Annotated in this window: 23 protein-coding genes and 2 tRNA genes; 6 read left to right on the forward strand and 19 right to left on the reverse strand. The window is 69.3% G+C overall.

All coding sequences use genetic code 11. From position 1 onward, the window contains the following. Nucleotides 1-24: 24 nt before the first annotated feature. The 4 genes from B7K24_RS09640 to murA are packed head-to-tail and all read right to left on the reverse strand — an operon-like array spanning nucleotide 25 to nucleotide 4140. Nucleotides 25-1116, reverse strand: coding sequence for a D-alanine--D-alanine ligase family protein (locus B7K24_RS09640; RefSeq protein ID WP_084130128.1), 1092 nt, complete (start codon nucleotides 1114-1116; stop codon nucleotides 25-27). Next, nucleotides 1116-2117, reverse strand: a complete 1002-nt coding sequence (locus tag B7K24_RS09645; protein WP_084130129.1) for an NAD(P)H-dependent glycerol-3-phosphate dehydrogenase — start codon at nucleotides 2115-2117, stop codon at nucleotides 1116-1118. The genes B7K24_RS09640 and B7K24_RS09645 overlap by 1 nt, the downstream gene beginning before the upstream one ends. Next, nucleotides 2114-2827: a 1-acyl-sn-glycerol-3-phosphate acyltransferase gene (locus B7K24_RS09650; protein ID WP_084130130.1), complete on the reverse strand. Its 714-nt coding sequence runs from the start codon at nucleotides 2825-2827 to the stop codon at nucleotides 2114-2116. Before B7K24_RS09650 ends, B7K24_RS09645 begins: the two co-directional genes overlap by 4 nt. 2 nt (nucleotides 2828-2829) lie before the next feature. After that, nucleotides 2830-4140 carry a UDP-N-acetylglucosamine 1-carboxyvinyltransferase gene (murA, locus tag B7K24_RS09655; RefSeq protein WP_144268236.1) on the reverse strand — a complete coding sequence of 437 codons (1311 nt, stop codon included), beginning with the start codon at nucleotides 4138-4140 and terminating at the stop codon, nucleotides 2830-2832. 74 nt (nucleotides 4141-4214) lie between these two features. Here murA and B7K24_RS09660 point away from each other — a divergent pair, with 74 nt between their 5' ends. Then, on the forward strand, nucleotides 4215-5114 hold the full coding sequence (locus B7K24_RS09660) for a PfkB family carbohydrate kinase (protein WP_084130132.1): 900 nt from the start codon (nucleotides 4215-4217) through the stop codon (nucleotides 5112-5114). Here B7K24_RS09660 and B7K24_RS09665 read toward each other — a convergent pair. The 5 genes from B7K24_RS09665 to leuC all read right to left on the reverse strand — a co-directional run bounded on the left by B7K24_RS09665 (nucleotide 5111) and on the right by leuC (nucleotide 10150). Then, nucleotides 5111-5692, reverse strand: coding sequence for a hypothetical protein (locus tag B7K24_RS09665; RefSeq protein WP_084130133.1), 582 nt, complete (start codon nucleotides 5690-5692; stop codon nucleotides 5111-5113). The genes B7K24_RS09660 and B7K24_RS09665 overlap by 4 nt on opposite strands. After that, nucleotides 5689-6552: a CPBP family intramembrane metalloprotease gene (locus B7K24_RS09670; RefSeq protein WP_234986660.1), complete on the reverse strand. Its 864-nt coding sequence runs from the start codon at nucleotides 6550-6552 to the stop codon at nucleotides 5689-5691. The genes B7K24_RS09665 and B7K24_RS09670 overlap by 4 nt, the downstream gene beginning before the upstream one ends. Nucleotides 6553-6694: 142 nt before the next feature. Beyond that, nucleotides 6695-7981, reverse strand: coding sequence for an MATE family efflux transporter (locus tag B7K24_RS09675; protein ID WP_159449210.1), 1287 nt, complete (start codon nucleotides 7979-7981; stop codon nucleotides 6695-6697). An 83-nt stretch (nucleotides 7982-8064) separates the two neighbouring features. Continuing rightward, nucleotides 8065-8703 carry a 3-isopropylmalate dehydratase small subunit gene (gene leuD / locus B7K24_RS09680; RefSeq protein ID WP_084130135.1) on the reverse strand — a complete coding sequence of 213 codons (639 nt, stop codon included), beginning with the start codon at nucleotides 8701-8703 and terminating at the stop codon, nucleotides 8065-8067. A 13-nt stretch (nucleotides 8704-8716) separates the two neighbouring features. Beyond that, a complete protein-coding gene (gene leuC / locus B7K24_RS09685; protein ID WP_084130136.1) occupies nucleotides 8717-10150 on the reverse strand; it encodes a 3-isopropylmalate dehydratase large subunit in 1434 nt (477 codons plus the stop codon). Between the two features lie 53 nt (nucleotides 10151-10203). Here leuC and B7K24_RS09690 point away from each other — a divergent pair, with 53 nt between their 5' ends. Together B7K24_RS09690 and B7K24_RS09695 are read left to right on the forward strand one after the other, a co-directional pair. Beyond that, nucleotides 10204-10923, forward strand: coding sequence for an IclR family transcriptional regulator (locus B7K24_RS09690; RefSeq protein ID WP_084130137.1), 720 nt, complete (start codon nucleotides 10204-10206; stop codon nucleotides 10921-10923). Between the two features lie 90 nt (nucleotides 10924-11013). Then, nucleotides 11014-11550 (forward strand): hypothetical protein, encoded by a 537-nt coding sequence (locus tag B7K24_RS09695; protein ID WP_084130138.1) that lies wholly within the window; start codon nucleotides 11014-11016, stop codon nucleotides 11548-11550. A 17-nt stretch (nucleotides 11551-11567) separates the two neighbouring features. On the opposite strand, the gene B7K24_RS09700 is transcribed toward B7K24_RS09695, so the two are convergent. From B7K24_RS09700 to B7K24_RS09715, 4 genes are read right to left on the reverse strand one after another with little or no spacing between them, the layout of a single operon-like run. Continuing rightward, a complete protein-coding gene (locus B7K24_RS09700; RefSeq protein WP_144268237.1) occupies nucleotides 11568-11957 on the reverse strand; it encodes a hypothetical protein in 390 nt (129 codons plus the stop codon). Then, the gene (locus tag B7K24_RS09705; protein WP_084130140.1) at nucleotides 11954-12334 is read right to left on the reverse strand and encodes a hypothetical protein; all 381 of its coding nucleotides are present in this window, start codon (nucleotides 12332-12334) and stop codon (nucleotides 11954-11956) included. Before B7K24_RS09705 ends, B7K24_RS09700 begins: the two co-directional genes overlap by 4 nt. After that, entirely contained in the window at nucleotides 12331-12882 is a 552-nt protein-coding gene (locus B7K24_RS09710) for an ATP/GTP-binding protein (RefSeq protein WP_084130141.1), read from the reverse strand. Before B7K24_RS09710 ends, B7K24_RS09705 begins: the two co-directional genes overlap by 4 nt. Nucleotides 12883-12941: 59 nt before the next feature. Continuing rightward, entirely contained in the window at nucleotides 12942-13307 is a 366-nt protein-coding gene (locus B7K24_RS09715; protein WP_084130142.1) for a hypothetical protein, read from the reverse strand. Nucleotides 13308-13521: 214 nt separating this feature from the next. On the opposite strand from B7K24_RS09715, the gene B7K24_RS09720 reads away from it, so the two are divergent. Further along, nucleotides 13522-14010 (forward strand): thiol-disulfide oxidoreductase DCC family protein, encoded by a 489-nt coding sequence (locus B7K24_RS09720; protein ID WP_159449211.1) that lies wholly within the window; start codon nucleotides 13522-13524, stop codon nucleotides 14008-14010. A gap of 87 nt (nucleotides 14011-14097) precedes the next feature. On the opposite strand, the gene B7K24_RS09725 is transcribed toward B7K24_RS09720, so the two are convergent. The 3 genes from B7K24_RS09725 to B7K24_RS09735 all read right to left on the reverse strand — a co-directional run bounded on the left by B7K24_RS09725 (nucleotide 14098) and on the right by B7K24_RS09735 (nucleotide 15844). Beyond that, nucleotides 14098-15117: a hypothetical protein gene (locus B7K24_RS09725; protein ID WP_084130144.1), complete on the reverse strand. Its 1020-nt coding sequence runs from the start codon at nucleotides 15115-15117 to the stop codon at nucleotides 14098-14100. A gap of 31 nt (nucleotides 15118-15148) precedes the next feature. Further along, on the reverse strand, nucleotides 15149-15625 hold the full coding sequence (locus B7K24_RS09730) for an RNA polymerase sigma factor (protein WP_084130145.1): 477 nt from the start codon (nucleotides 15623-15625) through the stop codon (nucleotides 15149-15151). A 146-nt stretch (nucleotides 15626-15771) separates the two neighbouring features. Next, nucleotides 15772-15844, reverse strand: a tRNA-Glu gene (locus B7K24_RS09735). Between the two features lie 229 nt (nucleotides 15845-16073). Between B7K24_RS09735 and B7K24_RS09740 the strand changes: the two genes are divergently transcribed. Next, a complete protein-coding gene (locus B7K24_RS09740; protein ID WP_084130146.1) occupies nucleotides 16074-18224 on the forward strand; it encodes an ATP-dependent Clp protease ATP-binding subunit in 2151 nt (716 codons plus the stop codon). 154 nt (nucleotides 18225-18378) lie between these two features. On the opposite strand, the gene B7K24_RS09745 is transcribed toward B7K24_RS09740, so the two are convergent. Continuing rightward, on the reverse strand, nucleotides 18379-19317 hold the full coding sequence (locus B7K24_RS09745) for an SDR family oxidoreductase (protein ID WP_084130147.1): 939 nt from the start codon (nucleotides 19315-19317) through the stop codon (nucleotides 18379-18381). A 203-nt stretch (nucleotides 19318-19520) separates the two neighbouring features. Between B7K24_RS09745 and B7K24_RS09750 the strand changes: the two genes are divergently transcribed. Next, nucleotides 19521-20363, forward strand: coding sequence for a helix-turn-helix domain-containing protein (locus B7K24_RS09750; RefSeq protein WP_084130148.1), 843 nt, complete (start codon nucleotides 19521-19523; stop codon nucleotides 20361-20363). A gap of 65 nt (nucleotides 20364-20428) precedes the next feature. Here B7K24_RS09750 and B7K24_RS09755 read toward each other — a convergent pair. Together B7K24_RS09755 and B7K24_RS09760 are read right to left on the reverse strand one after the other, a co-directional pair. Then, nucleotides 20429-20503: transfer RNA gene (locus tag B7K24_RS09755), tRNA-Gln, on the reverse strand. 94 nt (nucleotides 20504-20597) lie between these two features. Beyond that, on the reverse strand, nucleotides 20598-21635 hold the full coding sequence (locus B7K24_RS09760) for a hypothetical protein (RefSeq protein WP_084130149.1): 1038 nt from the start codon (nucleotides 21633-21635) through the stop codon (nucleotides 20598-20600). Nucleotides 21636-21664 lie beyond the last annotated feature (29 nt).

Below are 21664 nucleotides of genomic sequence, written 5' to 3' on the forward strand. Positions count from 1 at the left end.
GGCGCTCTCGACGAGCGTGAGTTGCTAGCGCAGGCCCACGGGTCGAGCGAGCGCCGTCTCGATCAGCGTCTGCACCAGTTCGGGGTACTCGATGCCGGCCGCAGCCCACATGCGCGGGTACATGCTCGTAGGCGTGAAGCCCGGCATGGTGTTGATTTCGTTGATGACGATGTCGCCGGCGTCGGTGACGAAGACGTCCACCCGCGCTAGACCTTCGGCGCCCACGGCCCGGAAGGCGGCGATCGCGGTGTCCCGCACGCGCCGCTCGAGCTCGGGCGGAAGGTCAGCCGTCGACACGAGATTGACCGCGCCTTCGTCGAGGTACTTTGCCTCAAAATCGTAGAAGTCGTGGCCGCCGCCTGTGATGATCTCCCCCGGCACGGACGCGCGCGGGCCGTCGACCGTCTCGAGCACCGCCGTCTCGATCTCGCGGCCGGACACCGCCTGTTCGATGAGCACCTTAGGGTCGTGCTTCGCGGCATCCGCCACGGCTGCCTCGAGCGTCGCCAGGTCGGAGACCTTGGAGATCCCCATCGACGAGCCCGCCCGCGCGGGCTTGACGAAGACGGGCAGACCCAACGCCTCGACGTCGGCGATCCGGTCGGCGACGCGGTCGCCGCGCAGGAGGGTCACGTCGGGCGTCACAGGCAGACCGGCCGCGCGAAACGCGGTCTTCATGAACTGCTTGTCCATGCCCGCGGCGGAGGCCAGCACGCCCGATCCGACGTAGCGCACGTCGACGAGTTCGAGCGCTCCCTGGACGGTCCCGTCCTCGCCGTAGGGTCCGTGCAGCACGGGGAAGACCACGTCGATCTCGGCTAGCGGCGACACCGTGCCATCGCCGTCGAGCACCGACCAGGCGCGCTCCCCCGCTCGGGTGGGAGCCAGGACGGTGTCCGCAGCGTCCCGCACCTCGGGCATCTCTCCGTCGATAATCGCCCAGTCCGCGGGATCCGTGGGCGCTGGCACCCAGCGCCCCTCGCGCGTGATGCCGATGGCGACCACGTCGTAGCGATCACGGTCGATCGCACCGAGCACGCCGCCCGCGGTCACGCACGACACGCCGTGTTCGGAGGACCGGCCACCGAACACGACGGCGACGGTGGCACGCGCCATCAGGCGCCCTCGGCCTTGCGTGGGCGCGATACCAGCGCGTTCAGCACGTCCTGAATGGGGGCGCCGTCGTGGAGCATCGCGACGACCGCATCGCAGATCGGCACATCGACGCCGTGTTCGCGCGCGAGTTCCTGAATGGACTCGGAGGTCTTCACGCCCTCGGCCGTTCCGCCGGTGCGCGCGATCGCGTCCTCCAGGCTCAGTCCTCGTCCCACGTGCGCGCCCAGCGTGTGATTGCGGCTCAGCGGCGACGCGCACGTGGCGATGAGGTCGCCCATGCCCGCCAGGCCCGAGAAGGTATCGGGCTGCGCGCCCAGGGCGGTCCCGAGCCGCGTGATCTCTGCGAGCCCGCGGGTGATGACGGTCGCGGTGGTGTTGTGACCGAACCCCAGTCCGTCGGCCACGCCCACGGCGACAGCGATGACGTTCTTGAAGGCGCCGCAGAGCTCGACGCCGACGAGGTCGGCGTTCGTATAGGGACGGAAATAGGAGGACGCCGATGCCGCGGCCACCAGTTCGGTGGCATGCGTCGCGGTGCCCGCGACGACCGTCGCGGTGGGCTGGCGGGAGGCGATCTCGCGGGCCAGGTTCGGTCCGGAGACGACGGCCAGTCGCTCGTCGGGCAGATCCCACACCTCGGCGAGCACCTGGCTCATTCGCTCGTGGGTGCCGATCTCGATGCCCTTCATGAGCGAGACCACCACCGCATCGGCCGGCACCAGGTCCGCCCACTGAGCAACGACCGAGCGCAAGATCTGTGCGGGCAGTGCGACGGCGACGATGTCGGCGCCCTCAAGCGCCTGCGCAATGTCCGTGGTGGCCGTGAGGCTCGTGGGGAGGTCGAGATCGGGCAGGAAGCGCTGATTGCGGTGCTCGGCATTGATCTGCGCGGCAGCCTCCGCGTCGCGGCCCCACAGGGTGACGTCGGTGCCCGCATCGGCCATCACGGCGGCGAAGGTGGTGCCCCAGGCGCCGGCTCCGAGGACGGCGGCGCGGGTCATCGGCCACCATCCTCTCGTCGCATATCCCAGGCCACAGCGGGGGCCTTTTCTCCCCGGATGTCTTCGAGCATGGCAGTCAGGCTACCCATGATCCGGTCGGTCGCGCGCCGCAGGGTATCGATGTCCCGGTCGGGTCCGCGGAACTCGGAAAGGTCCACCGGAGCACCGGCACGGACGATGACCTTCTTGGGCGGAATGAGGTGCGGCCGCTTGCCGTAGGGGTCCAGCAGGTGCTGTGCTCCCCACTGCGCGATCGGCACGACGGGAACGTCGTAGTCGAGCGCCATCCGGGCCGCTCCGGTGCGCGCCATCATGGGCCATAGTTCGGGGTCGCGCGTGAGGGTGCCCTCGGGAAACACTGCGATGGAGTCGCCGCGTTGGAGGAGTTTCGCTGCCGCGTCGACGGCGTCCTTGGCGCGCGCCGAACCGCGGTGCACCGGCACCTGGTCGAGCCCGCGCAGGCCGCGCCCGGCCAGTGGGATGTCGAACAGCGACGCCTTGGCGAGGAAGTGCGGCGCCTGGCCGTGGTCGTACAGATAGTGCGCGAGCGTGAACGGGTCCGCGTACGTCATGTGGTTCGACACGGCGATGAAGCCTGTGTCGGTGGGGAGGTTCTCGCCGCCGGACCAGTCGCGCCGGGTGACGCCAAGCAGAATGGGCTTGATGAAGAACGCGGCGGTCTTGAACCCCGCGGGCATGGGACGGGGCATGATCAGGCGATCTCCGCACCCAGCGCCGTGAGCTTGCCGCGGAAGTTCTCGTAGCCGCGGTCGATGATGCCGATGTTCGACACGGTCGAGGTGCCCTCGGCCGCGAGCGCGGCGATGAGGTACGAGAAGCCGCCGCGAAGGTCGGGTACCTCGATGTCGGCCGCGGCGAGCGGCGTGGGGCCCGAGATGACGGCGGAGTGCTGGAAGTTCAGCTGCCCAAAGCGGCACTGCTTGTCGCCCAAACACTCGCGGAACAGCTGCACCTGTGCGCCCATCTGGTTGAGCGCCCCGGTGAAGCCCAGGCGGTTTTCGTAGACGGTTTCGTGGACGATCGACAGGCCCTTGGCCTGCGTCAGCGCGACCACCATGGGCTGCTGCCAGTCGGTCATGAAGCCGGGGTGCACGTCGGTCTGCAGTGCGATGGGCTTGAGGTCGGTGCCCGGGTGGTAGAAGCGGATGCCGTCGGCGGTGATGTCGAACTCGCCGCCGACCTTGCGGAACACGTTGAGGAAGTAGCCCATGTGACGCTGCTGGGCGCCGCGCACGAAGATGTCGCCCTTAGTCGCGAGGGCGGCGCAGGCCCAGGATCCGACCTCGATGCGGTCCGTCAGCGCCGTGTGGTCGTAGCCGCGCAGCTCGCTCACTCCCTCGATGGTGAGCGAGCGGTCGGTGTCGACAGAGATGATCGCGCCCATGCGCTGCAGCGTGTCGATGAGGTCCTTGATCTCGGGCTCGACGGCAGCGTTGTGCAGCGTAGTGATGCCCTCGGCCATGACGGCGGTCAGCAGCAGCTGTTCGGTGGCGCCCACCGAGGGGTAGGTCAGCTCGTGCTTGATGCCCTTGAGTCCGTTCGGGGCGCTCAGGTGCAGGCCGTCGGGGCCCTCGGTGACGACGGCTCCGAACTTGGTGAGGATTTCGAGGTGGAAGTCGATGGGGCGGTCGCCGATGCGGCAGCCGCCCAGGTCGGGGATCACCGCCTCGCCGATGCGGTGCAGCAGCGGCCCGCACAGCAGGATCGGGATACGGCTCGAGCCGGCATGCTGGGCGATCTGGAACGCGTCCGCGGTCGTGAGGTTGCTGGTGTCGGCGTGAAGGACACCGGTCTCGACGTCGTAATCGACGGGCGCGCCGTGCAGGCTGAGTAGCGACGAGACGATCTCGACGTCGCGGATCTGCGGAACGTTGCGCAGGGTCGACGGCGTGGAGCCGAGCAGGGCGGCCACCATCGCCTTGGAGACGAAGTTCTTAGCGCCGCGCACGTGGATCTCGCCACTGAGCGCACGCCCACCATGGACGCGAATGGAGTCGGTCATGGGGTCCATCTTCCCTTACCCGGGCTCAGACTCGTCACCCGCCGCGCGTCGCGGGCGTGGCAGGATCGGGACTCATGACGGGAGACACGGTGCTGTGTGCCGGGCTGACGACGCTCGATGTGGCGCATCTGGTGGACGGCGTGCCGCCGGCCAACCGCAAGGTGGCATCGCACGATTTCTTCGTCGCGGCGGGTGGACCCGCCACCAATGCGGCCGTGACCGCGGCGCGCCTGCAGGGGTCGTCGCGCCTCGTCACGGCGCTGCCGGCCCATCCGCTCAGCGACCTCATCGCGGCCGACCTCGCGGACTGCGGCGTGACCCTTGAGGTCTCCGACGACTCCCCCACCGGCCCTCCCCTGACCGCCGCCATCATGGTGACCCGCACGACGGGCGAACGCGCGGTCGTCTCCCCCACCGGCAGCGCCGTCGACGTGCCCGGGACCCCCGACGGCTTCGACCCCGAGGCGCTCCTGGAAGGCATCGGCGCGGTCGTCATCGATGGCTATCACCGCCACCTGTCGCTGCCGCTCGCGCACGCCGCCCGCGAGCGCGGCATCCCCGTGGTCCTCGACGCGGGATCCCACAAGCCCTACACCGAGGCGCTCCTGACGGTCACCGATGTGGCCGTGGTCTCCGACGACTTCGCGTTTCCCGACGTCGGCTCGGACCCGTATGCGACCCTCGCGCGCCTGATCGATCGCGGCGCTACCGCGGCGGTCATCAGCCGCGGCGCGGCTCCCTTGCTCGTGACGACGGGAGGCCCGGTCGTCGAGGTACCGGTCGAGCCCGTCCCCGTGGTCGATACGCTCGGCGCGGGCGATGTGCTGCACGGCGCGCTAGCGCATCGGCTCGCGACGCGGGGGTACGTCACCGAGCGCCTGGCCGAGGACCTCGCCTGGGCCTCACGGGTGGTCGCGGTGTCCCTTGGATCGTTCGGGACGCGTGCGTGGTTGTCGCGGCCGATGCCGTCCTAAGGGACCGCGGGCGTCTCTCCATCCGTCAGGAGCCTGTTGGCGGCCGGTGAGGTCGCTCGGATCACCTCGTCGTTCGCCCTATCGACCCGGTCGACCCAGGCGACGGCGTCCGCCCGATCCCGCCCCGTCGTGACGCGGCGCGCGATGAGACGTGCGCGCGTCACGGCCCACGGCACGTCAAGGAACCACAGGTCGTCCAGGAGTGGGCGCACACGCTCCCACCCGTCGCGAAGAAGGCCCAGGTAATTACCCTCGACGATGACGACCCGAACGCCCGCGGGGACGGCAATCGCGTCCTTCACAGGCTCGTGGAGGTCGCGTGAGTAGGCCGGTGCGGTCAGGGCGTCGCGGCCGGGCTCGCGTAGACGGACGAGCAGGGCCACGAGGGCATCCACATCGTAGGTGTCCGGCGCGCCCTTGCGACCGGCCAGGCCCCTCAGTTCGAGTGCGGCGTTCGAGAAGTGAAAACCGTCTATGGGGACGACGACGGCGGAGCCAGCCGCGGCATCGGCCATCCGAGCAGCAAGCGTGGACTTGCCCGCCCCTGGCGGGCCCGCCAGGCCGATGACGCGTGTCACGGCGCCGTCACAAAGATGTCGAACAGGTCGGGGTGGTGGCCGTGCACCAGTACGGCGAACACGACGGCGTCAAACAGCAAATGGACCGCAAGCACGTACCCGAGCGACTTGAATCGCGCGAAAATCCACCCCTGGACCAGGGCAAACGGGATGGTGAGGGCCGGTCCCCACTCGCGATAGCCCAGCTCCCACAGGAAGGACACGAACACGGCGGCCTGCAGGACATTCGCCAGCGGCATGGGGAAGTGTCGACACAGCAACGCGAACACCGTGCAGATGAAGAAGAGCTCGTCCCACAACCCCACGGCGTTGACGCCCACGAACAGGCGGGCGATGTCGCTGTCGCCGGAGAGGTCGGGCCAGTTGAGGTAGGCACCGGAGCCCAGGAAGTAGAACGGCAGGATCAGATAGCCGGCCACCACCACCACGCCCAGGTAGATCCATTGGGCGCGGGTCCAACGTCGCCCTGTCATGACGGGGAAGGAAATGATGCGCTGGCGGGTAACCCAGTGGTCGAGCGCCCACGGCACCAGCACCGCGAGGCCCAGCGCGAGCGTGAAGCGCGTCATGCCCGGGTCGGACAGGTCGGCTTGGAGGGAGATGGTCGAGATGATGGCCTGGCCGAGCGCGATGAGTCCCAGGTCGCGCGCGAGGGCACGGTCGATGGCCACGGCGAGCACGAGGCCCACGAGCAGCGGCAGGTAACCCGCGGGGCGCACGTGCAGGGCGAACAGGGGGATGGCCGCGCCGCACACGAGGGCAGCGGCGAGCACGCGCGCCAAGTCCCGTGCGTCACCCACCCAGGCGGGCGCCGTGGGTGCGGTGGTCTTGCCTGCGGGAGACGCGACGGATCGGGCCATGCGCGCCAGCATGCCATGCCACCCCTCGCACCTTCAGTTTGGCCCACACCTGTGACGCGTGTGAACGGCCGTGACGCATGCGACGGTCACTGGAGTCCCATGCGTCACATCAGCCTCATCTGTGGGCCACACCGATAGTGCGTCAGACGGCGACGCGGCGGGTCAGCGCCGGATAGGCCGCGAGCAACGTGACCTGGCGCACCACATTGAGGGTGAGGAAGCAAGTCCAGACCAGGCCGTTGGAGAGCCCCACGGTCGCCGAACCGATCAGCAGCACGGGCACGAACACCCCCAACACAGACACCGCCATGGCGATGAACATCAGCCCCGACTGCCCCGCGCCAAGAAACACTCCGTCGAGCCAATAGGCACCCCAGGAAAGCAGCGGTAGTAGCGCGATCCATATCCAGTAGTCGGTCGCGGCGTCGCGCACCCCTGGCAGGCTGGTGAGGGCCGCGAGGATCAGGTCGCGACCCAGCCAGTACGCGGCGGTGAGGCCGAGACCGATGGCCGCCATGGGGATCGCGGACGCGAGTACCGCGGCATGCAGCGAGGGCAGGTCGCCTGCGCCGGCGGAGTGCGCCACCAGCGCCTCGGCCGCATTCGCATAACCGTCAAGCGCATACGAGGCGACGTTCATGAGTTGCAGCATGATCGCGTTGGCGGCGAGGATCTCGGGGCCAAAGTGTGAGCCGATGGACGCGACGAAGGTGACGACGGACGTGAGCAGCGCGGTGCGGGCCATGAGGGCGCCGTTGAAGCGTGCGAGCGCCCCCCATCCGCGGCGCAAGGTCGCGTCCCGCCAATCGCGTGCGGTGGCGCGTTGCTCGGCAGTGAGGCGGCGCCAGAGCATGGTCACCGCGAGGGCCGCGCCGATCCACTCGGATCCGAAGGTGCCCCACGCCGCCCCCGCGGCGCCGAGGCCCGCACCACCCACGAGGACGAGGTCGAGCACGATGTTCGCGGCGGCCTGGACCGAGGCGACGAGTAGCGGGATCCGGGTGTTCTTCGCGCCGATGAAATAGCCCGAGACGATCAGCGTCACGAGCAGCGCCGGGAGCGAGAGGCCGCGAATGAGCGTGTAGGTCAGCGCCGCGTAGCGCGCGGGCCCCTCGGGGGCAAGGATATGCAAGATGCCAGGCACGATGGCCCACATGAGGACCAGCCACGCGGCAGCCATCGCCGCCGCGAGCGCCCCCGCGCGCTGCACGTGACGCACGGCCCCCACGCCGTCACCCGCACCCAGCGCCCGGCCCACGAGCGAGGTCGTCCCCGCACGCAGGAACGAGAAGATCCAAAACAGTGTCGAGATGACGGCGGCGCCGAGTCCCACGGCACCAAGGTCGGTGGCGGTCGCGAAGTGGCCTAGCGCGGCCGTATCGACGAGCCCCGCGAGCGGGACGGCGACGTTGGAGGCGATGGCGGGCAACGCAAGCGACGCCGCGGCCCGATGCGGAAGCGGTCGGGCGACGCGGCGTCGCTGCGGCTGTGCTGAGGAGTTCGTGGGCGTCCTTACTGGGCGGGCCTGGCGGCCTCGACGACGAACTTCTCGTCGGTCTTGGCCGGCAGAGTCTTGGGGCGCCACGCGTCGCGGGTCGCCTCGAAGGCGGTGATGTCCGCCTCATTTTGCAAGGTCAGGCCGATGTCGTCGAGCCCCTCCATGAGGCGCCAGCGCACGTAGTCGTCAATCTCGAACGGAACGGTGAGTTCGCCGACGGTGACCGTGCGATCCTCGAGCGAGACGGTGATCTCCTTGCCCGGCTCGGTCTCAAGCAGCTTCCAGATGAGCTCGATGTTCTCCTGGCTGACGATGCCGGTGACGAGGCCCTGCTTGCCCGAATTACCGCGGAAGATGTCCGCGAAGCGCGAGGCGAGGACGACCTTGAAGCCGTAGTCCTTCAGCGCCCACACGGCGTGCTCGCGCGATGAGCCGGTGCCGAAGTCAGGACCCGCGACGAGCACGGAGCCGGCCTTGTATTCGTCCTGGTTGAGGATGAAGGACTCGTCACCGCGCCAAGCGGCAAACAGCGCGTCCTCGAAGCCCGTGCGGGTGACGCGCTTGAGGTAGACGGCGGGGATGATCTGGTCGGTGTCGACGTTCGAGCGACGCAGCGGGACGCCGATGCCGGTGTGGGTGGTGAACTTCTCCATGGCGGCTGCTCCTTTAGGCGCCGGCACCGACGAGAACGTCGGCATCGGCCAGGTCGGCGGGGCTGGACAGGGTGCCACGAATCGCGGTGGCGGCGGCGACGAGCGGGCTGACCAGGTGGGTGCGGCCACCCTTGCCCTGGCGGCCCTCGAAGTTGCGGTTCGAGGTCGACGCGGAGCGCTCCTCGGGCTTCAGCTGGTCGGGGTTCATGCCGAGGCACATCGAGCAGCCCGCATTGCGCCATTCGGCGCCGAACTCGATGAAGACCTTGTCGAGGCCCTCCTGCTCCGCCTGCAGGCGCACGCGCGCCGAGCCGGGCACCACGAGCATCCGGGTGTGCGGCGCCTTGGTGCGGCCCTGGATGATCTCGGCCGCGGCGCGCAGGTCCTCGATGCGGCCGTTGGTGCACGAGCCCAGGAAGACGGTGTCGATCGCGAGGTCGCGCAGCGGCTGACCGGGAGTGAGGCCCATGTACTTGATGGCGTTCGCGGCGGCCTCGCGCTCGTCGGCGTCGGCGATCTCGGCCGGGTTGGGCACGGTCGCGGACAGCGGCAGGCCCTGGCCGGGGTTGGTGCCCCAGGTCACGAACGGCTCGAGGTCGGCGGCGTTGAGGGTGACCTCGGTGTCGAAGACGGCGTCGTCGTCGGTGGTCAGCGTGCGCCAGTAGTCGACGGCGGCGTCCCAGTCGGCGCCCTCGGGGGCGTGGGGACGGCCCTTGACGTACTCGAACGTGGTCTCGTCGGGAGCGATCATGCCGGCGCGGGCGCCCGCCTCGATCGACATGTTGCAGATGGTCATGCGCGCTTCCATCGACAGCTTCCGGATGGCCTCGCCGCGGTACTCCAAGACATAGCCCTGACCGCCGCCGGTGCCGATCTTCGCGATGATCGCGAGGATGATGTCCTTCGCGGTGGAGCCCTCGGGCAGCTCGCCGTCGACGTTGATCGCCATCGTCTTAAATGGCTTGAGAGGCAGGGTCTGGGTGGCGAGCACGTGCTCGACCTCGGAGGTGCCGATGCCAAACGCGAGCGATCCGAATGCTCCGTGCGTCGAGGTGTGCGAGTCGCCACACACCACGGTCATGCCCGGCATAGTCAGGCCCAGCTGGGGGCCCACGACGTGGACGATGCCCTGGTCGGCATCACCCAGCGAGTGGATGCGGATGCCGAACTCCTTCGCGTTGTTGCGCAGGGTGTCGACCTGGGTGCGGCTGGTGAGGTCGGCGATCGGCTTGTCGATGTCGAGCGTGGGGGTGTTGTGGTCCTCGGTGGCGATCGTGAGATCGGGACGGCGCACCTGACGGCCGGCCAGGCGTAGGCCCTCGAACGCCTGGGGGCTGGTGACCTCGTGGCACATGTGCAGGTCGATGTAGATGAGGTCGGGCGCGCCGTCCTCACCCTTGCGGACCAGGTGGTCCGCCCACAGCTTCTCTGCGAGCGTGGTTCCCATGTTTTCCTCCGTGCTGCTCGACGTCTCACGATGCGAGACGGTAGTATCGCTCTATGGACAATCATAGCGGCGTGGGCGTCGTTGACAAGACGGCCGCCATCCTCAGCGCGCTCGAGAAGGGGCCGGCCACTCTCGCCGAGCTCGTCACCTCCACCCATCTTGCGCGCCCCACCGTGCACAGGCTCGCGCTCGCGCTCGAGCACCACCACCTGGTCGGACGCGACGCATCCGGCGCCTTCGTGCTGGGCGACCGGTTCGCCCAGCTGGCCGCCTCCGTGGGCGAGGACCGGCTCGTCTCCGCGGCGCTTCCCGTCCTCACGACCCTTCGCGACCGCACCGGAGAGTCCAGCCAGCTGTACCGCCCGCACGGCGACCAGCGCATCTGCATCGCGGCCGTCGACCGGCCCGTCGGTCTGCGCGACTCGATCCCCGTCGGCACCACCATGACCATGACGGCGGGTTCCGCCGCCCAGGTCCTGCTGGCGTGGGCCGAGCCCGAGCGCATGCACACCGCACTCGCGCGCGCCGTGTTCAGCGCGGCCGACCTGGACCGGGTGCGTTCGCGCGGGTTCGCCGAATCGGCCGGTGAGCGCGAGCAGGGGGTGTCCTCCGTCTCCGCTCCCGTGTGGGGCACCGCAGGCACCGTCATCGCGGCAGTGTCGATCTCCGGTCCCATCGAGCGCCTCACCTCTCACCCCGCGGGCGAGCACGCCGATGCCGTCATGGACGCCGCGCGCCAGCTCTCCGACGTGCTCCGACGCACGGAGCATTAGGCGCCGCTGCGCACGGGCGGCAGCTCGCACGCCGGTCCGGGGGACCTTCGTCCCGTGCGAAGAGGGCGTGGCGGGCGTATACCGGAAGACATGGACACCGTGATCGTCTATGAGTCGATGTGGGGCAACACCGCCGCCATCGCGGAGTCGATCGCGGGAGGCTACGGCGACGGAGCCGTCGCCATGACGACCGACGAGGCGACACCCGCCGTCATCGAGAAGGCGCGGCTCGTGATTGCCGGCGCTCCCGTCCATGCCCTCAACCTCCCGACGGACGCGACGCGAGCATCGGCCCAAGCCAAGGACTCCCCCGGGCACGTGCCAGCCGATCTCACGCACCCGTCGCTGCGCGCCTGGCTCGAGGCTCTCCCTGCGGGCCCGCGCTGGTACGCGGCATTCGAGACGCGGATCGTAGGGCCGCTGGGACATGGCTCGGCCGATGCCATCGCAAGGGCTTTCAGCGCGGCCCGCTACGAGGCGCTGGATCGCCCCCACAGCTTCACGGTCACGATGCGTCAGCACACCCAGGCACCTGCGGCGATGCTGTTGCCGGGCCAGGAACAGCATGCCTTCGAATGGGGCATCCACCTGCGTCACCTTGTGACGCACACTCCCGAACTCGAGTAGCTGCCACGCCCGCGCGGCTACCGGCTGTCGCCGATCACCGCCGAGGGCGCCTCGCCACTTTCGAGTTCCCGGCCGATGCGCCGCACCAGCGGATAGACGCCGTCACCATTCGGCCCCATCTCGGCCACCACAAGCAAGATGGCGTCGGATCCCACGGGGCGCGACACCACTTGCTTCTCGGCTGCGTACACCACGTGTCCCTGCATGCCCTCGAGGCCCATGGCCCCGCCTACCACCGCGGCAGTCGCCGCCGCCATCGCGGCCGCCGCGGCACCCTTCTCGCGTTCCTCCAGCGACGCCGTGTCGAAGTGCGCGACGCCGTCGGCGTGTGCGACGACCACGCGGGACACCCCGGGGTGCTCGAGAAGTGGCGCCACCATCAGCGCACAGTCTTGCCGCGCCATCATGACGCGATCCGAGTGTTCGACAAGGCGCGCAAGTGCTCGGCCTCGGCACCGGCTGCCCGCAGCGCCGCGGTGAGATCCGTCTCGGCATCTACCAGGACGGCGAGCAGGTGGCCCGCATCGATGGGACACACCACGAGTGCTCCATTCTCGGCAAGGGTGATGTTCGCGCCGGCCACTCCCAGGGCAAACGACGTGGCGACGGTCGCGGCAAGGCCGTTGACCGCTGCCGTGAGCGCCGCGCCGCCGTCGCGCTGCGCGAGCGGCACGTCGTCGTACATCGCGATGCCGTCGGCGCGGGCGATGATCACGCGCCGCACACCGGCGAGGCTTTGTCTCAGGCGCGCGGCAGAAATCAGTCCGTGCTTGGGGACGATCATGCGCTCACCCGATGCAGGCGGGCACCGTCGGCCAGTGCGAGTGCAGCCGCGAGCACGCGGTTGACGTCCTCGGGCACGCGCGGGTCACACGCCACCACCGCCGCACCCGGCACCCCGACGAAGCGAGCAAGTTCTTCCGCATCCATCTGAGCAGAGTCCCATCTGTTCGCAGCGACAAGGTACGGAACCGACGGCGCGAACTCGGCGAAGCGGCGCACGACCGACTTCAGTTGGGCGAGGGCCTGCAGCCGGCTCGCGTCAACGAGCAACACATAGGCACCCATGCCCTGGGCGAGCAGCGGCCACATAAAACTAAAGCGCTCCTGGCCGGGTGCACCAAAAAGCGTCACAGTACGGCGGGTTCCTGAGTCAGTTGCAAGACGCACCGTGCCGTGGTCCATCGCGACGGTGGTTTGCTCCTTCAGGCGCGCGGTGTCATCGGATACTGCGCGCTCAGACGTCAAAGGGTCGTCTGCCGCGGTGGCGACAAACGTCGTCTTGCCGGCTCCGAAGGGCCCCGCGACAAGAATCTTGGTGATGTCAGTCATAATGTGAAGAGGACTGGGGGCGACCCGCGCAAGAACCACGGAGCCGCCCCCCTCACGTCTCAAATATCGAGCGACTGCTCGATGGTCTGGAGCTGGCGGCGCGCCATCGCGAGGTTCGCCCGGTCACGCGTGAGCACGAGGTAGATGAAGAGCCCCTGTCCCGAGGCCGAGCTCACCAAACGGATGAGGTGGAACTGGCTGCCGAGTGTGATGAGGATGTCCTCGATGCGGTCTTCGAGACCCAGCGAGTCCATCACGCGGAGCTTCGCGCGCACCACTTCGGTGTTCCCCGCAGCCGCGAGCTCGAGGTCGACGCCTCCGCCAGCGGTAGCGAGCGTCATTCCGGAGTCGAAGTCGACCAGCGCAGCGGCCATCGCGCCGTCGATCCCCATTGCTGCCGTCATGGATTCATTCGGAGTTGCCATCGTGATCCCTCCCCAGGGGCGCACCTCGGAGGACCGTGGCGCGATAGACGCCGGCACGCCAGACTTGCGCGCCGACCGCGAAAAGGCCCCGCCGGGATGACGGGGCCTGTCATATCCCCTGCGGTTTCGTTGCAGGGGACGGCGTAACGTTACGTATCAAAGGGGTGCCTGTCTAGCAGGCCGTTTACTTTCAATAGTGAGAAGGAACCGATCGGTGAGCGACCCTCAGCCCGGACCGCGGGCGCCACGACCCATCGTCGTCTTCGACGGGGATTGCGGCCTGTGCAACGGCTTTGTCGCCTGGCTCATCCGGCGCGATCCAGACGCACGATTCCTCATCGCGGGTTCGGCGGGCGAGGTGGGCCGTGCTGCGTTGACGGCGATGGGCCTGCCACACGACGTGGCACAGTCGACTCTCGTCATCGCGCTGCCAGAGGGGCCCGCCCTCAAGTCCGATGCCTCACTCACCGTCGCCGCCGGCCTCACCCGGCCGTGGCGTGCGCTGGCGCGCGTGGGTTTCGCGGTACCGCGCGGTGTGCGCGACCGCGCCTACGACGCGATCGCCGCACGGCGTCCGCGCCGGCCCGCCGAGGATGCGGCGTGTGGCACTCCCCCTGCATCGCTCGTCACCACCTGGCGCGAGCGGCTCGCCACTGTCGCCGATGTCACGGCGCTCGAGGAACGCCCGCCCCGCCGTCCATAGTCGCCGCTCGCCGAGCGGCGAGGTGACGGCCCCGCACCATCATCCGGGGCCGTCACCTCGTCGCCCTGCAAGCAGGGCTTCAGCGCTCTAGGGTTTGCCGCCCTCGCCGCGGGACTCGCCGGGCACCGCCGGTGCGGGGTCCTGACCTCTCTCGTCGACCGGGGCCACCGCGTCGGGCTTGCCCGCGTTCTCGGGCTTCCCGGTTGCGACAGACGTGTCGGGCTTGCCTGCTGCAGTCGGCACCTCGGCTTCGGCAGGCGCTGGCACATCAGCACCCTCACCCTCAGCACCGGACGTCCGACCGGCCGAGTGTTCCTCGGCGGACTCGCCCGTGCTCTCGGACTGGTGGGCATTCTCCGGCTGACCCACGGAGACGGGCGACGGGGCGTCGGGCACTTGGTCCGCGCCCGTCTCGGACGTGCGGGCGTCCGTCGCCTCGCCTGCCGCGACGGTGGGCTCATCGAGGAGCCCACGGGCGCGCTCGGACACCGCCGCGCCAAACTCGGCGCCGCGCGTGTCCTGGTCGGCCATCCACAGCAACATCTCGGACACCCGCGTACGGGTGTCGTGTGACTGCTCAGCGCCGTGAGCGAGGACAGACACGGCGGCCTCGCGCAGGCCCTCGGCGGCATCGCCCTCATCGAGGTCGTCGAGCGTCTCCGTCGCCAGGTCGGTGGCCCGGTCCACGTCTCCCCGGTCAACGAGCACACGCACTTCGTCGAGCCTCTCCTCGGCGCCACCGGCGTTGACCCCCACCCGCTCGAGGACGCGGTCAAGGCCATAGAGGGCATCACCGGGCGCGGCAGCATCGGCCGCAGCGGCGCCGGCGAAGCTCAGTCCCAGCACACCCACGACGGCGACGGTGGCACCCACCCGCCGCCTCCACGGCGAGCGGCGGGCGGCGGGCGCGCCCCCTGCCGGAGCAACGGCGGCCGCCAGCGTCGCGGCCATGGCCGCCGCCTGCGAGTCAGTCGGTGTCGCGGTGGCGCTCGCCCGCAGGGCCGCGACCACCGGCGAGAGGGCAGCGAGGTCGGGGTCCGCCACGGGCCGACCGGCCACGAGCGCGTCGACGTCACGCTCGGCGTGGGGGGTCGATGCGCGGCTCACATCCTTGTCATCGCTTGAGCGGCCGGAAACGTTACAGATCATTTCTCCCCGGAAGTATCGATCGCTCGTGACCGTGGGTGTCGAGCTGCTCGCGCAGGGCCTTCAGCGCGCGTGTCTGGATGACCCGTACCGCACCCTCGGACTTGTCGAGCGCCTGCGCGGTCTCCTTCACCGACATGTCCGCCACCACGCGCATGAGGATGACCTCGCGTTGCACCAGGCTCAGCCCCCGAATCAGGACACGCAGTTCGATGAGCGAGATCGCGGACAGCGCCTCGGACTCCACGTCGCCGTGCCAGTGCTCCTCGGCGAGCCCCGCGGGCTCGAGCCCGTCCGCCGTCTCGGGATGGCGACCACGCGAGCGCCACTCGTCGTGCCCGCGACGTCGCGCGATGGTGAATACCCACGCGCGAAAGTCGCTCTCGTCACCGGTGAAGCGGTGAATGTCGCGCGCGACGGAAAGGAAGGTCTCGGACAGGACGTCCTCGGTGGACTCCCCGAGAGCCATCGTCCCCCTTCCGCCGCGGCGAGCGCTCCCACAGCCGGAACGCGTGACGGGGGAAATTACCACGCATTGCGGACGAGCCGTGACCACGCGCCACTGCGGTGCAGAAACAGAAAAACTCCCCACCGAAAAGTGAGGAGTTTCATCCGTAGCCCCGACGGGATTCGAACCCGCGCTACCGCCTTGAGAGGGCGGCGTGCTAGGCCGCTACACAACGGGGCCCTAGCTGCTCCTGCCCCCTTCCGGGCGGCTGGCGCGAGATAAGACTCTACAGCATGGTGCGCGAGGTTTCCAAATCGCCGCCGACCCCAAGATCGGGGCGACGTGGCCATCCTCCTCCGCCACGGCATCGGTCGTCCACCTGTTGCCATTCCGGACGCGCGTTATGTAAAGTTGAGCGTAAGCGACTCAACCCTGTGTCGCACACCCCTCGACCACCAGGAGGCTCATCATGACCACCACCCCTCAGGCTCCTGACACCCAGGAGCAGTCCGCGCTCGAGCAATTCGGCCAGGACTTCACGGCGCTCGCCGAGGCGGGCAGCCTCGACCCCGTGATCGGCCGCGACGAGGAGATCCGCCGCGTCATGCAGGTACTCACGCGGCGCACCAAGAACAATGCCGTCCTCATCGGCGAGCCCGGCGTGGGCAAGACCGCGATCGTCGAGGGCCTTGCGCAGCGCATCGTTGCAGGCGACGTCCCCTCCTCCCTCAAGGACCGGCGCGTCATCGAGATCGCGATGAGTTCCGTCGTGGCCGGCGCCGCCTACCGCGGCCAGTTCGAGGAGCGCCTCAAGGCGATCCTCGCCGAGGTCGAGGCCGCCGAGGGACGCATCATCCTGTTCGTGGACGAGCTCCACACCATCGTGGGCGCCGGCAAGGCGGACGGATCGGTCGACGCGGGCAACATCTTGAAGCCCATGCTCGCGCGCGGGAAGCTGCGCATGATCGGCGCGACCACGCTGAACGAGTACCGCGAGCACATCGAGACCGACAGCGCGCTCGAGCGCCGCTTCCAACCGGTCTACGTGGGCGAGCCGTCCATCGAGGACACGGTCGCGATCCTGCGCGGGCTGCAGGAGAAGTACGAGGTGCACCACGGCGTCAAGATCACGGACGAGGCGATCGTGTCCTCCGCGCGCCTGTCCGATCGCTACATCTCCGACCGCTTCCTGCCGGACAAGGCTGTCGACCTGATCGACGAAGCCACGAGCGCGCTCAAGATGCAGCTCGACTCCATGCCTATCGAGCTGGACCGCGCCCGCCGGCGCATCATGCAGCTCGAGATCGAGCGCACCCAGGTCGCGAAGGACAAGTCGGAGCACGCCAAGGCACGCCGCGACGAAATCGACCGCGACATTGCGGCGCTCCGCCACGAGTCCGAGGCCCTCAACATGCGCTGGGCGCGCGAAAAGGACCTGATCGTGCGCGTCTCGGCGGCCACCGAGAGGCTCGAGGGCCTCCGCGGCGAACTCGACCGCGCCGAACGCCTGGGCGAGCTCGAGACCGCTGGCCGTATTCGCTACGGCGAGATCCCGGCGGCCGAGAAGGCGATGGCCGATGCGCGGGCTGAGTTGGAGGGGATTGCACCCGAGGAGCGCATGCTGCGCGAGGAGGTCACCGGCGAGGACATCGCGGCGGTCGTCGCGAAGTGGACCGGCGTGCCCGTCGAGAAGCTCCTGACCGACGAGTCCGCGAAGCTGGGCCACCTCGAGGAGCGGTTGCACGAGCGCGTCGTCGGCCAGGACGGCGCGATCGCGTCGGTATCGGATGCGATCCGGCGTGCCCGCGCGGGCATCGCCGACGAGCACCGGCCCATCGGTTCGTTCCTGTTCCTGGGACCCACCGGCGTGGGCAAGACGGAACTCGCCCGTGCGCTCGCGGAGCAGCTGTTCGACGACGAGCGGGCGATGATCCGCATCGACATGTCGGAGTACATGGAGTCGCACGCCGTGTCGCGCCTGATCGGCTCTCCCCCGGGCTATGTGGGCTACGACCAGGGCGGTCAGCTCACGGAGGCCGTGCGACGCCGCCCCTACTCGATCGTCCTGTTCGACGAGGTCGAGAAGGCGCACCCCGATGTGTGGAACGTGCTGCTCCAGGTGCTCGACGACGGGCGCCTGACCGATGGCCGTGGACGGACCGTGAACTTCACGAACACGATCCTCATCATGACCTCGAACCTCGGCTCTGACATCGTGCTCGCGTGGGATGGAAGCGACCGTGGCGCCCTGGAGGCGGACCTGCAGGCCGTGCTGCGCCGCGCCTTCCGTCCCGAGTTCCTCAACCGGCTGGACGACGTGGTGATCTTCGACCGCATCGATCCCGCCGCGATGGAGGGCATCGTCGACACCGAGATCGCGAAGACCGTGGCGCGCCTGGCGCTCCAGAAGGACGTGGCGCTCACCGTCACCGACGAGCTGCGGGCCTCGCTCGCCCGCGATGGATTCGACCCCGCGTTCGGGGCACGCCCGCTCAAGCGGCTCATCCAGACGCGGGTCCTCAACTCGCTCGCGCGCCGCATTGTGGACGGCGACGTGCGCGAGGGCGACGCGGTCACGGCCGGCTGGGACGGCGAGGAGGTGACCCTCGAGGTCGAGTAGACCCCGCGCTCGCGCGGCGCCGGTGCGCAACGCGCGTCGGCTTGGCCGCCTGTGACGGTCGACCCACGGGCGGCAGCCCGTCCATGTGCATCGACCGACCCACGCATATCGACCGACCGTCGCACGTGGGCCGGTGCTGCGGCCGTGTCCGTTTCTACCCTCGCGAGGAGGGGTGTTCTCCGACGAGGGACTCGGACACGCGCCACAGCTCGCGCGCCTGGTCGCGGTCGCCGAAGGGCGACCACAAGCGCCGCTGCACCGTCGCGGGACCTCCGATGATGTGCCGGGGGCCCACGAACTCGCCGCCGGCGATCGTCGGCGAGGCCGCCGCGACAACCGCGGGCTCCGCGGCGCTCGCGACCGTGCCCGCGATACCGATCCGCGAGAGGACACTGATCGAGCGTCGCTGTCGGGTGTCGTGCGTGCGCCCCAGTTCCGGCTGTGCGGCAAGCAGATTCGTCGGCGAGATACCCGGGTGAGAAAGCACGCTCGCAATGTGCCACCCCTGCTCGCGACTGCGTTCGTGCAGCTCGCGCCCGAAGAGGGCCACGGCGAGCTTCGACTGGGCGTATGCGCCCATACCGTCGCCGTAATCGTGCGACCAGGACAGATCGTCCCAGTTGATGGTTGCGTTGCGCGCAGCCACGCTCGTCTGGTTCACCACCCGCGCGCGGCCCGCCTGGAGCAGGTCGAGGAGCCCGAGCGTCAACGCAAAGTGCCCAAGGTGATTGGCGCCGAACTGGAGCTCGAACCCGTCTGCCGTGGTCTGGCGGCCGGGCGGTGTCATGACGCCCGCGTTGTTGACGAGAAGGCGAATCGGGCGGCCCTCGTTCTCGAGTTCGCTCACGAAAGCGCCGACCGAAGCGAGCGACGAGAGGTCCACACTGCGCACCTCCACCCTCGCGCCGGCGACGTCTCGCCGGATACGGGAGGCGACACCGTCGCCTTTGGCGACGTTGCGCACGGGCATGATCACCTCGGCCCCCGCATGCGCAAGGCGCTGTGCGATCACCGCGCCGATGCCGTCGCTCGCTCCTGTCACCACGGCGAGCTGGCCCGCGAGGTCGGGAAGAGGAAGAGTGCTGCGTGCCATGGTGGCTGCTCCAAACGTCGAGTATTGATGACTCGACGAGCGTGACACGCCGCTCGATCGCCATTCAGGGCCGCGTGAACCACTGATTCGCAATCCATGCTTGAGGCCACGGCCAGCGAGGGGTGGATCGAGAATCCGTGGATGCGTGAGCGCTGTCAGTGTAGAAACGAGGGACGATGCTGGGCTCGTGAAGGGAACCGAACATGATGGACCGTGCCGCACTCGCGACGTTCTTGCGCCATCGCCGTGAGGCGCTGCAGCCCGAGGATGTGGGGTTGCCTCGGGGAGCGCGGCGACGGACCAGTGGCCTGCGTCGCGAAGAGGTCGCCATGCTGTGCCATATCTCGACCGACTACTACTCACGGATCGAACGTGGCACGGGCCCGCAGCCGTCCGCGGCGATGATCGCGTCGATCGCGCAGGGCCTGCACCTCTCTCTTGACGAGCGAGACCACGTCTTCCGACTGGCGGGGCACCATCCTCCTCAGCGGGGCCCGTCGAGCCATCACGTCAGTCCAGGGCTCCTGCGCGTGCTCGACCGGATGGCGGACACGCCGGCGGAGATCATCACGGAGCTCGGCGAGACGTTGAAGCAGACTCCGGCGGCGGTGGCGCTCCTGGGCGATGCCTCCCTCCGGAAGGGCGACGAGGCGTCGCTGGGCTACCGGTGGTTCACAGACCCCGCCCTCCGACGCGCGTATCCGCTCGAGGATCAGGCCGTGCTCTCGCGGGTCTATGCCGCAGGACTGCGCGACGTGGTCGCGCAGAGGGGGCCCTCGTCGCGCGCAGCGGACCTTGCTCACCGCCTCGCCTCCACCAACGACGAATTCCGCCGCCTGTGGGAGAACCACGAGGTCGGGGTGCGCCCGCCCGACGTCAAGAGGTTCCACCATCCCCAGGTGGGCCACCTCACGCTTCAATGCCAGACGCTTGTCGACCCAGAGCAGTCGCACCGGCTCCTCGTCTACACCGCCGAGCCCGGCTCCGAGAGCGCCGAGCGCCTCGCGCTCCTCACGATGACCGGCGCTCCCCTGCGTGCGACGTAGTGAGCGGCGGACGGATGCAGCACCCGCCGGGGCAACAAAAAAGCCCGCCGAAGCGGGCTTTTCGCTGGCTGGCCTACCTGGACTCGAACCAAGACTAAAGGAACCAGAAACCTTCGTGCTGCCAATTACACCATAGGCCAACGACCCCGCCGAGGCGGGTTTCACGGTGCGGACCCGAGGGCCCGACCGAGGAACAACTGTACCGGCTCGCGGCCGATGCTCCAAACCGGGCCTTCAGTCGAAGTAAACCTCGGCGAGCGTCTCGGCCTCGGCGTAGCCCGCCGCCACGAGGGCTCCGCAGGCCGCGGTGAGCGCGCTCGTCACCGCACCCAAGGATTCCTCATCGCCATAGGGCTGCTCGATGGCGGCGCTGATCGCAACCTCCCCACACGGAATTGCTCGGACGCGCGTGAGCGCCACCCCCGTTTGGAGGGGCTCGTCTCGGTCCCCCACACGGATCACGACGGCGTTGCCGGCGGCGGTCAGCCCGGCCGCCTGCGCGAACGCATCGACGGTGACGACGGACACGGGAATCCACGTCACGTCGGTGTCGTCAATGACCGCGGTGGCCGCCTCGAGCGCCCGCAACCAACGGTCCTGGAGGTATGTGTCGCGCGCGGGGTGCTCCGCGCGGTCGAAGCGTAAGAGCGCGACACGCTGGGTGACTTCGGCCGGATGCTGGGCGATCCACACCTGCTCGGCGACCACGTCGCGAAAGGCAAGGTCGGCGCGAGCGGCGTCGACCGTGGCGCGCACCGCGGCGTCATCCGTGACATCGACGCCTGTCCGCGTCAGGGAGCAACCGACGGAACCCGTGGCGACCTCGACGGCCTGCCCTCCCCTGCCGAGGTACAGGTCCGGTTGGCGCAGCATCGGTAGCGGGGCATCCGGGTGGGCCGTGTCCGGGCGGACGCCGAGGAAGTCGGCCACGGCGGCGAGCGACCCCTCGTTGTCGACCACGCGTACTTCATAGGGATACCCGCGACCGGCCATGCACTCGACGAGGTCGCGCCGGTCCTCGAACTCGCGGTATGCGAGCGCGGTGGCACGGGCGGCTTCGGCTGGTGCGGCCGTGACCGTCGGTTCCGGGCTCGGGGTGCCGTCGGCATCGCCCCACAGCCACAGCCCCACGGTCGCGAGCCCGACAACGGCACCCAGAACAGCGAGGCGGGACCGCCACGAGGGCGCGTCGGGCGGTTCTCGCTCGGCGCGGCCGTGTCCCGACCCGCGACCGTGCGGGTCCTCGACGAGAACGTACTCCGTGGGCGCCATCGCTCCTCCGGGCGCTTCAGTGCGCCCCT

The sequence above is a fragment of the Demequina sp. NBRC 110055 genome (genome assembly GCF_002090135.1).
GTDB lineage: Bacteria > Actinomycetota > Actinomycetes > Actinomycetales > Demequinaceae > Demequina.